This is a genomic window from Bacillus sp. S10(2024) (assembly GCF_050473865.1).
Classification (GTDB): domain Bacteria; phylum Bacillota; class Bacilli; order Bacillales; family Bacillaceae_G; genus Bacillus_A.
In genome coordinates this window covers 1,419,276-1,431,276 of record NZ_JBFLUR010000002.1, presented here as the reverse complement: position 1 = coordinate 1,431,276, position 12,001 = coordinate 1,419,276, and the positions used below count along the sequence as shown (strand labels likewise).

Annotated in this window: 11 protein-coding genes and 1 pseudogene; 7 read left to right on the top strand and 5 right to left on the bottom strand. The window is 32.6% G+C overall.

What is annotated here, in order from left to right:
• Nucleotides 1-582 precede the first annotated feature (582 nt).
• Nucleotides 583-1,467 carry a GNAT family N-acetyltransferase gene (locus tag AB1280_RS07400; RefSeq protein ID WP_429755410.1) on the top strand — a complete coding sequence of 295 codons (885 nt, stop codon included), beginning with the start codon at nucleotides 583-585 and terminating at the stop codon, nucleotides 1,465-1,467.
• 184 nt (nucleotides 1,468-1,651) lie between these two features.
• On the opposite strand, the gene AB1280_RS07395 is transcribed toward AB1280_RS07400, so the two are convergent.
• The gene (locus AB1280_RS07395; protein WP_429755409.1) at nucleotides 1,652-2,404 is read right to left on the bottom strand and encodes a dienelactone hydrolase family protein; all 753 of its coding nucleotides are present in this window, start codon (nucleotides 2,402-2,404) and stop codon (nucleotides 1,652-1,654) included.
• A 262-nt stretch (nucleotides 2,405-2,666) separates the two neighbouring features.
• Here AB1280_RS07395 and gnd point away from each other — a divergent pair, with 262 nt between their 5' ends.
• The gene (gene gnd, locus AB1280_RS07390) at nucleotides 2,667-3,572 is read left to right on the top strand and encodes a phosphogluconate dehydrogenase (NAD(+)-dependent, decarboxylating) (protein ID WP_429755408.1); all 906 of its coding nucleotides are present in this window, start codon (nucleotides 2,667-2,669) and stop codon (nucleotides 3,570-3,572) included.
• A 97-nt stretch (nucleotides 3,573-3,669) separates the two neighbouring features.
• Here the strand turns inward: gnd and AB1280_RS07385 are convergent, their stop codons facing one another.
• On the bottom strand, nucleotides 3,670-4,290 hold the full coding sequence (locus AB1280_RS07385) for a cyclase family protein (protein ID WP_429755407.1): 621 nt from the start codon (nucleotides 4,288-4,290) through the stop codon (nucleotides 3,670-3,672).
• Nucleotides 4,277-5,791, bottom strand: a complete 1,515-nt coding sequence (zwf, locus tag AB1280_RS07380) for a glucose-6-phosphate dehydrogenase (RefSeq protein ID WP_429755406.1) — start codon at nucleotides 5,789-5,791, stop codon at nucleotides 4,277-4,279. Before zwf ends, AB1280_RS07385 begins: the two co-directional genes overlap by 14 nt.
• A 268-nt stretch (nucleotides 5,792-6,059) precedes the next feature.
• Between zwf and AB1280_RS07375 the strand changes: the two genes are divergently transcribed.
• From AB1280_RS07375 to AB1280_RS07365, 3 genes are all read left to right on the top strand, one after another.
• Entirely contained in the window at nucleotides 6,060-6,533 is a 474-nt protein-coding gene (locus AB1280_RS07375; protein WP_272189984.1) for a GNAT family N-acetyltransferase, read from the top strand.
• Between the two features lie 279 nt (nucleotides 6,534-6,812).
• Nucleotides 6,813-7,631 (top strand): hypothetical protein, encoded by an 819-nt coding sequence (locus tag AB1280_RS07370; protein WP_429755405.1) that lies wholly within the window; start codon nucleotides 6,813-6,815, stop codon nucleotides 7,629-7,631.
• 74 nt (nucleotides 7,632-7,705) lie between these two features.
• On the top strand, nucleotides 7,706-8,065 hold the full coding sequence (locus AB1280_RS07365) for a hypothetical protein (protein ID WP_272189982.1): 360 nt from the start codon (nucleotides 7,706-7,708) through the stop codon (nucleotides 8,063-8,065).
• Between the two features lie 151 nt (nucleotides 8,066-8,216).
• On the opposite strand, the pseudogene AB1280_RS07360 reads toward AB1280_RS07365, so the two are convergent.
• Together AB1280_RS07360 and AB1280_RS07355 are read right to left on the bottom strand one after the other, a co-directional pair.
• Nucleotides 8,217-8,318: pseudogene (locus AB1280_RS07360) on the bottom strand (excalibur calcium-binding domain-containing protein); the annotation flags it as partial.
• 187 nt (nucleotides 8,319-8,505) lie between these two features.
• Complete coding sequence (locus AB1280_RS07355) at nucleotides 8,506-9,924, bottom strand: HD domain-containing protein (RefSeq protein ID WP_429755404.1); 1,419 nt, start codon at nucleotides 9,922-9,924, stop codon at nucleotides 8,506-8,508.
• A gap of 163 nt (nucleotides 9,925-10,087) precedes the next feature.
• Between AB1280_RS07355 and AB1280_RS07350 the strand changes: the two genes are divergently transcribed.
• The gene (locus tag AB1280_RS07350; RefSeq protein ID WP_429755403.1) at nucleotides 10,088-10,675 is read left to right on the top strand and encodes an O-methyltransferase; all 588 of its coding nucleotides are present in this window, start codon (nucleotides 10,088-10,090) and stop codon (nucleotides 10,673-10,675) included.
• A gap of 206 nt (nucleotides 10,676-10,881) precedes the next feature.
• On the top strand, nucleotides 10,882-11,988 hold the full coding sequence (locus AB1280_RS07345) for a toxic anion resistance protein (RefSeq protein WP_429755402.1): 1,107 nt from the start codon (nucleotides 10,882-10,884) through the stop codon (nucleotides 11,986-11,988).
• The last annotated feature ends 13 nt before the right edge of the window (nucleotides 11,989-12,001 follow it).

Here is a 12,001-nt window from a genome sequence, read left to right as displayed (position 1 = left end):
GAATATAAAAGGAGGTCCACGACACGCATTACAGTTACTATATGTCTGTTACATAGTGATACATATGTAAATTTCCTTTCTAAATAAAATACGGTATGAATTATTTTAAACTAGTATTATTGAGAAACGAATGAAAATTAAGAAAATTAGAATTTTATATGGTTTTCGAATGACGTTATGAATTATAAAGATTTATTACATGGAGAATTAAAATGAAAAATTTAAAAAAAATAAAAAAATAGGATAAAAAGAATTAGGTAAAAGACAATGAAGGAAATAAAAAAACGAAAATAGAAATGAAAAAATAAAAATAAAATTCAAATCTGATCAATTATTTTTAGTTTGAAATATCCATTAAAACCAAGTGTTCACAGTGTTTTATTTATAATTATTATATTAATATATAATAATATTCTTATATTCAACTTTAGTGTAACGAAAAATATTTTTATTAATATAGAACTTTTTTAAAAAATTTGTGATAATATGTTGAAATATAGCACTTATTCTTTACATCACTTCATAATATTTATAGCCAAAAAGTAAGGGGAATAAGTAGTAATTTGCAAGCGGAGGAACAACATGGATAAAATTATGGTTTGTGCTAATTACACGTTTGAAAATGAGCGAAGAGAGCGATTGTACGATTTGTTTGAAAGAGTATTTCACATTCCAACACATACATTACAAGATTTTTATAAAAAAGGATTTTGGAATGAAACATACTCACCGTTAACTTTATTTGAAGAAGATGTAGCAATTGCAAATGTATCTATGTTTTCAATGCCAATGATGGCGGGCGGAGAACGTATAAAAGCAGCTGGTATTCAATCTGTAATGACACACCCTAATTATCGAAATAAAGGTTTTATGAAGCAGTTGTTTGATGAAGTGTTGAAAAAGATTGATGAGCAATATAACTATTCATTTTTATTTACAGAAACACCAGAGCTATATACACCATTTGGTTTTAAAGTAGTTAAAGAATATATTTCAATTATGAAGTATGAAAAGAATGAGCAAAGGTTATCATCTATTCGAAAATTAGACTTTTTTGATGAAAAAGATGTGCAGATTATGAAAGATGTATTTGAAAATAAAGAATGCCTTTCACGAGTTTTTGCACCGTTACACTATCAGTCATCTTTCTACTTAAATATGTATGATGAAAAATGGAACAAGAAACTTTATTTTTCAGAAGAACTCAACGCTATACTTGTATATGAAATTGAAGAGGGTGTGTTGAAGTTATATGGAGTAATAAGTGAGCTGATGCCTATTTTAGATGAATTATGTGCGGTAATTCCAGAAGCATTCCACACAATTGAGTTTTATTTCTCTCCTGATCAATTAGGGGTGGAGAATGCGGATTTAAAACTATATGAATCAAATAAACATTTAATGGTAAGAGGAGAAATTCCTGTTGAATTTAATGAGAGTAAGTTTCCAATCCTAGCTGAATTTTGATTTTCGCTAGAATTGTTAAAATATACAGAACATAACGTTAGTTCTAGAATAATGGATATTGTATGCGCTGTTATTTTCAATTTTTACAATTGATATGTTGAATTTTTTGGAGATGCATAGATTGGATATAAAATTTGGTTTTTCTAGAACAGTACTTTGCATAAAGAAAGAAACACTCATCTTTTTATGATTGATGAGTGTTTTTTGATATAACGAATTTTTCTTCTATCCAATTCACGACATTTTCTAGCATTGGTAAGCTAATAGAGTGGTTTATGTGAGGATAGAGAGTAAGTGAGAGATTAGTATTTTCAATTTCTCCATATGCTAGAGCTTGTTCATAAAAAGTTTGCTGCCCAATTGGAGAAATAATTTGATCTTCCAGGCCGTGAAGTAACAGGATAGGTCTATTTTTAAAATTATGTAAAAAGTTAATAGGGTCTAATCGCTTGATAGCATCGATATCACTGTATGCATCGGAACCTTGTTTTTGAAACATTTCTTCAGAAGTTAACCAAGCACCTGAACCATTTACATTAATTAGAGCTTCTATTTGGTGTTCTTGAACAAAAGTACCAGAAGCAATAAACCCCCCCATAGAACTTCCGAAGACAATCAGTTTATGGTCAGAAAGGGAAAGGCCGTGAATAAACATTGGTACCTCTTCAACAGATTGCAAAATCGTTTTCCAAAAATATTGTTCCATAATAGTTTTAGAAAAATAATTCAACAAAGGTTGTCTAGAATCATGGTATATAATTTCAGGAATTATAACAGTGTAGCCGAAATTTGCTAAAATATTTGCGAAAAAAGTTTGATTGTATATACTTGAACCCCAACCATGATAAATAATAACTGTAACATGTTTATTATAATGAACAGGTTCAAATAATAAATAATTGATGTTATTGGAATTCATGAGTTGTTTCTTATACATGTTCACACCTCTTTAATTATTTGAAAATTTTAATTTTAAGAATTAATTACAGTGTATCTGCTAAAACGAATTTGTGCAAAATAGAATTGGAAAGTATTTTTAATTTGATTTGTGATGGAACAATTTTAGAGAGAGTTCTTGGATATAGAGAAATATAAATCGAAAGCCTTACTGAAAATGAGATTTTTCGAGTAACTATATGCTGTCAATATGGAGAAAGATAAATATATAGGAAAACTGCTACTTTTAGGAGGGAATAAACATGAAGATTGGTTTAATTGGTTTAGGGAAAATGGGACTTAACTTAGGACAAAATTTAATTGATAAAAAGCATGAAGTAGTTGCTTTTGATTTAAATGCAAATGCGGTGAAGGAAATAGAGGGATTCGGGGCTATTGGTACAGATACATTAGCGGAACTTATTCAATCATTAGAAAAACCGAGAGTAATTTGGATTATGGTTCCGCATGCGGTTGTTGATTCCGTGATGAGTGAAATTACGCCATTTTTAAATCCAGGAGATATTGTAATTGAAGCGGGTAATTCTCACTTTAAGGAATCTATTCGACGTTATAATGAGTTCAAAAAAGTTGGCGTGCATTTTATGGATGCAGGAACATCTGGCGGAACAGAAGGTGCGCGTCACGGGGCTTGCTATATGATTGGCGGAGATCCGGAAGCTTGGACGATTGTAGAACCTGTTTTCCGGGATACAGCGGTAGAAAATGGTTATATATATGCAGGGAAAGCGGGGAGCGGACACTTTTTAAAGATGGTTCATAATGGGATTGAATATGGAATGATGGCTGCCATTGGTGAAGGATTTGAAGTATTAGAGAAAAGTGAATTCGATTATGATTATGAAAAAGTAGCAAAAGTGTGGAATCATGGTTCAGTTATTCGTTCATGGCTAATGGAGTTGACAGAACGTGCATTTTCTAAAGATGCAAAATTAAATGAAATCAAAGGAATTATGCATTCTTCAGGTGAAGGGAAATGGACAGTTGAAACGGCTCTTGATCTGCAAGCGGCAACGCCTGTTATCGCTTTGTCATTACTAATGCGGTATCGTTCGTTAGAAAACGATACATTTACTGGGAAAGTGGTAGCAGCATTACGTAATGAATTTGGTGGGCACGCTGTAGAGAAAAATGAGAAAAAAGAATAGTTGCTGTTATTGAAGATGTAATAAATGCATCAATCTAAGTAATTTAGGTAGCCCTATTCCAATGAGAATAGGGCTATTTGTTGATTGGGATAATGATTCAAGTCTGTATGTTTTTTATAAGAAGAACACGTGCTGGAGAGGCATCTGTTCCAATTAACTTTAATGGTGCTGCTACCATAAAGTAGCTGTCAGGTAAGATTTCTTTTAAGCATAATCCTTCAATAACGATGATATTAGCACCAAATAATATTTTATGAGTAGGATGCCCTGGTTGATTACGTTCAACACCAAGTGCATCAATCCCGATCCCTCTAATCTTTCGTGCTGCTAAATAATTCGCCCCGTCCTCTTTTAAAAAAATAAAGTCAAAGTTAAATTCGTTTTCAAATGAATTGCGTGTTTTAAATAGCACAAAATCATTTTCTTGAATATCAAGGTTTTCTAAATCAGCTTTTGTAATTCCATCTTGTACTGCTGTTAAGTCAAAAACTTTAGCAGTTCCTATTAATGTTTCTAATGGTATGGTTTCAAATGTTTTTCCTTCATTGATCATATGAAGAGGTGCATCAATATGTGTACCGGTATGAGCATCTAATTCAATTCGTGACTCGGTAACGTGAGCGTTTGTGACTTTAGAAAATTTCGGCTGTTTTTCAGGTTTATTTTTGTAAACAGTCATTCCTTCAAAAATGGCTGCTGTTATATCATATATTTTCATTGTCGTTTTCTCCTTTGAAACGAGTTGTTATAGTTGGCCACCAATGAAAATCATCTTTTTCTAATAAGGCATCAGATTTTGTAGGACCCATTGATCCAGATTCATAGTTAGGGAAGTCTATAGCTTTATTATTTGCCCAAACATTGGAGATAACATCAACAAATTTCCAAGAAAGGGCTACTTCTTCCCAATGCGCAAAATTGGTTGAGTCACCGCGCATGCAATCATATAGGAGTATTTCATAGGCTTCGGGTGTATTCATTTTATCTGCACAGTTATTACAATAGCTTAATCGAATAGGGGTTGATGTTACACTGCTATTTGTTTTTTGTGCATTTAAGTGTAGTGTAATTCCCTCATCTGGTTGAATATGAATAATGAGTAAGTTAGGATGAGTCATTCTTTCTTTATTTAAATATAAATTCATTGGCAAATCTTTAAACTGTATAACAATTTCAGTAGATTTTTCTTGCATACGTTTGCCTGTTCGTATATAAAAAGGAACTCCCGTCCATCTGAAATTTTCAATCATTAGCTTACCTGCAACAAATGTTTCTGTATTCGATGCTGGATCTACATCGTTTTCTTCTTTGTAGCCAACTACCTTTTTTTCGTTTGTGATGCCAGGACCATACTGTCCGCGAACGAAGTATTGATCGATGTCATTATTCGAAAGTGGTTTTAAAGCACGGAAAATTTTTCTTTTTTCACTGCGAATCTCATCTGCAGTTAACTTAATAGGCGGATCCATCGCAAGAAGAGCAACCATTTGTAGGATATGATTTTGTACCATATCGCGAAGTGCGCCGGAAGACTCATAATAGCGTCCTCGATCTTCAACTCCTAATATTTCACTTGAAGTAATTTGCACGTTGGCGATATATTGATTGTTCCAAAGAGGCTCAAAAATAGCGTTAGCAAAGCGAATGACTTTAATGTTTTGGACCATTTCTTTTCCTAAGTAATGGTCAATCCGGTAAATTTGTTCTTCTGTAAACGCTTGACACAGCTGATTGTTTAGTTCTTGGGCTGAGTCATAGTCATGTCCAAACGGCTTTTCTATAATTAATCGAATCCATCCTTCTGTAGAAGTTAATCCTTCTGATTTTAAATTTGTAGCAATTGTTCCAAAAAAATTAGGTGCCATTGCCAAATAAAAAATACGGTTTCCAGTCGTATGATACCTGTCGTCAAGTGTGCTTAACAGACTTTTAAGCTCTTGAAAAGAAGAAGTATTTGTTACATCAAAAGGATGATAGTAGAAGTGGGAAGCAAATGTATCCTGACTGCCATTATCATCTGGAAAGTGATGCACAGATTGTTTAACATTTTCACGAAATATTTCATTAGACCAAGGTCTTCTTGCGACGCCAACAACAGCGAAATCTTCAGAGATTTTTCCACTTTGATACAGTCTATAAATGGAAGGGAACAATTTGCGTTTTGCTAAATCACCTGTCGCGCCAAAAATAACAATAATAGCTTTAGGAGTTTTCATCATGTAATAAGCCTCACTTTATTGTATATAAGTTCAAACTTAGTATGTGGTTTATTTAGTAATACATGTAAGATATAGGATGAATAATTTACTATAGATTATTGAATGATGAGAAGTACTTAGAAAAGAAGGAGAACTTTGGGAAATAAAGAAATATAGAATAAAATCAAAGATGAGGAGGTCCTCCAGGTCATTTTAGTGCATGTAATTGAACTTTTAGAATTTAGTAAAGAAGAGGTAATGCAATCTTGAACAAGTAGGGGAGAATCAGATGGAAGTGAAATTAAAAGCGGTGACCAGAGAGAATTGGCAAGAGGCTCTAAGATTAAAAGTAAAAGATGTCCAAAATTATTTCGTTCCTACTGTAGCAGTATCGCTCGCTAAAGTGCATGTTAAACCAGATGGTGATAATGTGAATTATCTGCCCTTTGCTATTTATGAAGAAGCACAGGGCATGATTGGTTTTGTGATGCATGCTTTTGTTGAAAATACGAATGATATGTATTGGATCAATGGCTTTATCATTGATGAAAAGCATCAAGGTAAAGGATACGGTCGATCGGCGCTATGCGAGATGATAAACTGGATTATAAATCAATATCCAAAGTGCGAAGAAATCCGCTTAACCGTTCATAAAGAAAACGATGCTGCTCGTCAATTATATAAAAGTCTCGGTTTTTTGGAAGCAGGCGAATTTGATGAAGAAGAAGATTTATTGCGCTTACTAATTAGTAGGGAAAAATAGATGTTAGGTAAATTTCAAGGTATATTAGTTAGAGCTAATGTACCTTTTATTTTTTTGCACTATATTTCGATTTAAATGAGAATATAAATTTTATGATGGTACTTTTGGTGATGGATATGCTTAATCACCTTAAAATTATTAACTGTTAATGCATAAAAGAATATATCCGTAAGTTATTTGTTAAAACACAGTAATATTCGTTTATAATTCTATATCTATGTGTACGAAAAAATATTATAATAACTTAATAAATAAATGTTATTTTAGGAGGAACTATTTTTGAAAGAGTTGGTATATTTAGATAAGGACTTTATACATTCTTTTATGATGCAAGTAAATATTGAATTAGTAGGTACTAAAAGTATAGAAGCTCATGAACAAAGAATAGAGGCAAAGGAAAATACGGTAGTACAGCAGTATAGTGCACTAAATCAATTTGAAGATTATCTTCTTAAACGTTCTTCTTTAGTCAATTTTAATGAACAGAAAGACAGTGATGAAGTAACTTCAGGTTCATATATTAAGTTTACTTCAACGTTTCAACCAATAAACTTTGATGTTGTTCAAAAAATGATAAATGATAAATTTATTAAATTTCTTTTTAATAAATTAGAAGAAGCAAAAAATGTTGAGGTACAAAGTATCCTTGAACAAACATTAACACTTGAACAAAGGACTGTTTTTCTGAATGAACTTGAAAAAACATACGAGAATATGGTGAGTGTTCAAAAGAATAAGATTCATTCAGTTAAAGATATGTTGGTATATATTAAAGAGGCTATTCCGTTTAGCTCGTTTATAAAGATGGGTAATTGTTTAATACCAGTTAAGGAAAGCTATTTAAGAGAGAGCATAGGAGAACTCGCTTTTAAATACGGATCAGAAGATACAACGGTCGAAATTACCCTTATTGGAAAAATAACGAAAAAAATAAATAAAAAAGAAATACATGCCCTCGACTATTCGAATTTGGTAGATAAGCAGCCAAACGAAATTCTAAATGAATTTCTCGGATTCCCTACAAATTTGCTCGGGGGATTTGGCGTGATAACAGCGAATAATTATATTGTTTCACCAGTTGCTATGTATTTTGAGTAAGACTACATTTTTTGATTTTTCTTCCTATGTTACAATTTAGATGATGAACGTAGAAAAAGCTAGGGGGGAAGAACATGGGGAGAGAAGTACGCTTTGATGACGAAGGGGTAATTTTAAAATTAAATGGAGTAACTGGTTTTTTTGCAGTGAAATTATCTATAAAAATGCCATTTCATACAATTAAAAGTGTGTTTGTAGACTATTTTGATGCTCCGCAGTGGATGCTTCGGATGCCTGGAACATCAATTCCTGCCCTTAATATTTTTGAGGGAAGTTTTAAATATGCTGATGAATGGTATTTTCTATCCTATGAAAATAGAGTACCTCTCGTAATGATTGAATTAGAAAGTCATGAAAAATATAAGTATGTTGTTTTTGAAATTGATAATCCTACTAAGGTCGCAGCGGATATTAGGAAACGAATAAGAGACTAATATTGGATAAAGGAGAAGAGAAAACAGAAAATAGATACATTATACTATCTGACAAGCATTGACATATTTGCTAATTTAATAAGCGAATTAATACAGCTACAAAAAGTAATAAAAATGCCGAATCCGTGAAGGAGCCGGCATTTTTAGTTAATTATTTATCACAAGCAATTCCATCACCGTCTCGATCAAGTTCAGGTGAGTACGCTGGGTCGCCCTTTTTTATATTTGAGAAACCAGTTGCTTTGACTTCTTTACAACTTTTGAAGTTGTAGTTAGTTTGAGTGTTTTGTTCGGATTGAGTTTGTGTTTGTTGTGAAGCTTGTCCTTGTTGCTTTTTAGCCTCTTCTTGTTTTTTGAGTTCTTCTTGTCGTTTTGCTTTTTCTTTTTTGCTCGATTCGTGCTTTTAGTTACTCAAAATCTATGATTTTATGCAGGTTTAACTATATGAAAAAAGGTCGTTCCTTCTGCAATGCTTTATGAATTGCCAATTGTGCTTTAGAAGTATTAGCAAAATTCAACCATTTTACTTCAAGATGAATGGTATGAGAATCAATTATCATTTCAACAATATCTAGGTGTGAAAGAGTTGTTATAATTGAAGTTTTCTCGCCATTTCTTTTTGCTGAAGACATATACATTGCTAGTTCTGTGTTTACTGCGAATGCAAAATCGATAATCGTTGCTCCTTGAGGTAAATGAATAGGCTGTAATTGTGGTGTGAAAACAACGATTGTATCTTGAAAGAGTTCGTAGGAAACTAAATCATAAAAAGCAAGCGGGTCTTTTGTTAATTCTAAGTTGTTCATAATTGTATCATCCATAAACTGCGCAGAAAGCTGTTGTATTCGAGAATGCGGCATATCGCTTGAAAGTATAGAAAAAATACCTCCATCATATCTTTGTTTACTATCTTCAGTTTGAATCCAGATAGTCATCTCGTGATTTTCGATTTTGACCTTTGTTTGCAAACATTTATTAAATAAATTGCTATTGATGGAAATGGTATCTTCAAATTGATTTGGAATTGGTTCATATAATCGATGTACCATGCCAAGAATTTTATAACAATCTAAAATGGATGAAGTTGTAATATGAATTTTTGAAATCATAGCTACATCTTGAATGACTTGTAGACGGGAATAAGCGGTACTAATAGGACCTATTTCATAATCCAGGTGCCATGTTAATAGTTCGGCATGAAAGCTTTGCATGTCTGTAGAAATCGTATCTGTTAGATTGCGTAATATTTGATTATAATTTTGTAAAAGTTGTTTCATGCCTTTGTACTTTTGATTATGGAGATAAAAAAATGCAAGATCTTCTAATTCATATTGTATCGTTTTTAAATGTAGCTTATGGCAAAGTGGAGCAAATATCTTTAGTGTTTCGTTTGCATAAGGAACTTGTTTATGTTTATTTTTTACTTGCAGTGTTCTCATATTATGAAGGCGGTCTGTTACTTTTATAATGATCACTCGAATGTCTTTTTGTGCTACTATAAGTAACTTTCTGAAATTCATAGCTTCATATTCTTCTTTATTTTGTACAGATTTTTTATCCACTTTCGTAAGTCCATCGACTATATAAGAAACTTCTTTTCCAAAGTGTTTTTGTATATCTTCCAATGTATAATTGGTATCTTCTACGACATCATGTAATAATGCCGCAATTAATGTTACACAGTCAGCCTTGCAATCTAGCAATATGTCTGCAACAGAAAAAGGGTGTAGAATATATGGTTCTTCGGATATGCGAAATTGTCCTTCATGTGCTTGTTCGGCAAACGAAATAGCAACTTGAAACTTCTCAAATTCATTTTTAGTTAAATAGGTAGCTTTATGAATCAGTTGTTCTTTCACGAATTCACCCTCATTTTTTTATTTTTTCAATTAAGGAATAATAGTTCGCCTTCACACAGGAAAAAGCCTTTCTAATAGCATATAATTGTAGGTAGACCTACATTATATTTTTGACATCATCCATAGACTATTTTTCATGTTTAGAGATGAAAGGGGAATATGTATGAGAATAGAAGTAGAAAAATTACTGCAAGATCTTGAAGTATTCGGATTAGAACATGATTACACAAAAGAAACGAGAGAAGAGAGATTGCGTAATGTTTCTAAAGAAATGGGACAGTTTTTATCTATTATGGTGAAAATGTGTGAAGCGAAACACATATTAGAAATTGGCACATCAAATGGATACTCTACATTATGGCTTGCTAATGCTGTTGTGGAAATGAAAGGAACTGTTACAACAGTTGAACTTTCATCGAAACGAGTGGCAGAAGCAAATGAAAACTTCCAAAAAGCAAACCTCACAAACTATATTCATATCCATAATCAAGAAGCTGGGGCTTTTTTATCAGAACAGCTAGACAAGTCGTATGATTTTATTTTTTTAGATGCAGAACGAACGCAATATTTATGGTGGTGGGAAGACTTAAAACGCATTTTAATGCCAAAAGGAATTATCGTAGTTGATAATGCAACTTCACATGCGGAAGAATTACAGAATTTTTTTGATTTAGTCGAAGAAGAGAAGCAGTTTGAAACAGTGTTATTGCCTTTTAAGATGGGCGCTTATGTCATGCGGAAAAATAGTTAAATAGAATATACAAGAAGAATTGTTAATATGTAAACAAAAGAATCCGTCTTAAGAATGGATGTTTCTCAGCCTTAAGTCTGAGGACAATTAAAAATACAAAAGGTATACTTATAATATAAAACGGGGAATGAATGCAATATAGACTGTTTAAAGATATGATCACCTAACTATAATTATAAGTGTATGTATATAAAGGAGCGATTTTGTTGACGGAATTGCAAAAGAAAGAAACCTTATCAGTAGAGGACAATATAGAAGTAGTCGTAGATTCAATCATTAAAGACGAGGAATTAGTTGAACTAAATAAAGAAGCGAATTTGTATGTGCAAAAGTTAAATAGTGAGCATAATACAGACCTTTCGAAAGTGCTGGCGCAACTAGCTGATTTAGGAGATAAAGAACAACGTGATGCAGGACAGACATTAACTGCACTAAAACGTCCAGTAACGGCGATGATGAATGGGGAAAATGAAGATATTCCTAAAACGTTGCTTGATTTACGTAAAGTTGTTTCAGAATTAGATCCGAATTCATTACATGTAACTGGTATGAAACGAATTATGTTCAAAGTATTTAAGAAAAACCCGATGGAAACGTATGTTCATAAATATCAATCCATTGATAAACAAATTGAAGAGATTATAAAAGCACTATTAGTAGGTCGTGATAATTTACGAGAAGACAGCATCGGTTTAGAGATGTTAAAGGAACAATCCGAGCAAAAGATTCATGCGCTTGATAAACAAGTGTATTTAGGAAAAAAGCTTGCTGAAATGTTAGAAGTAGAAAAACAAAACCCAGAGCGGCAAAAAGATGTTCCATTAATTAACGATGCGCTAGAAAAGATTCTTGTACGTACGCGTAACATGCAGCAAGCAAAGAGTGTGTTACTACAATCTATTGCCTCTGTTGATATTATTAAGAAAAATAATGAAAAGTTAACAGAAGCGATTCGCAATGCAATTACAATGACGCAAAACGTTGTTACAGTATCAGCAGCTATTCAATTAGCGTTAACGAATCAAAGGAAAACGATTGATGCAGTAAATGCAACAAACGAAGCAATCGAATCGATGATATTAAGTAATTCACAGGCGTTAAAACAAAATACAGAAGAAACGACTAAGTTGTTAGAAAATCCAGCAATTGGCATGGAGAAACTTCGTGAATCATTCCAAAATGTATTTGCGGCGATTGAAGCGTCTGAAAAATCAACAGAACGTATTATTGAATCAAGTAAAATGTTTGTAAAAGAACTAGACTCGTTTAACGATGAAATGAAAAAGAAGCTCATTCAGCGTCCAACTAAATAGACTGCAATAGAGG

What these genes read in the sequence shown, in the direction of transcription:
- AB1280_RS07400 (WP_429755410.1), top strand. Translation starts at nt 583, where the DNA reads ATGGATAAAATTATGGTTTGTGCTAATTACACGTTTGAAAATGAGCGA.
- AB1280_RS07395 (WP_429755409.1), bottom strand. Translation starts at nt 2,404, where the DNA reads ATGTATAAGAAACAACTCATGAATTCCAATAACATCAATTATTTATTA.
- gnd (WP_429755408.1), top strand. Translation starts at nt 2,667, where the DNA reads ATGAAGATTGGTTTAATTGGTTTAGGGAAAATGGGACTTAACTTAGGA.
- AB1280_RS07385 (WP_429755407.1), bottom strand. Translation starts at nt 4,290, where the DNA reads ATGAAAATATATGATATAACAGCAGCCATTTTTGAAGGAATGACTGTT.
- zwf (WP_429755406.1), bottom strand. Translation starts at nt 5,791, where the DNA reads ATGATGAAAACTCCTAAAGCTATTATTGTTATTTTTGGCGCGACAGGT.
- AB1280_RS07375 (WP_272189984.1), top strand. Translation starts at nt 6,060, where the DNA reads ATGGAAGTGAAATTAAAAGCGGTGACCAGAGAGAATTGGCAAGAGGCT.
- AB1280_RS07365 (WP_272189982.1), top strand. Translation starts at nt 7,706, where the DNA reads ATGGGGAGAGAAGTACGCTTTGATGACGAAGGGGTAATTTTAAAATTA.
- AB1280_RS07350 (WP_429755403.1), top strand. Translation starts at nt 10,088, where the DNA reads ATGAGAATAGAAGTAGAAAAATTACTGCAAGATCTTGAAGTATTCGGA.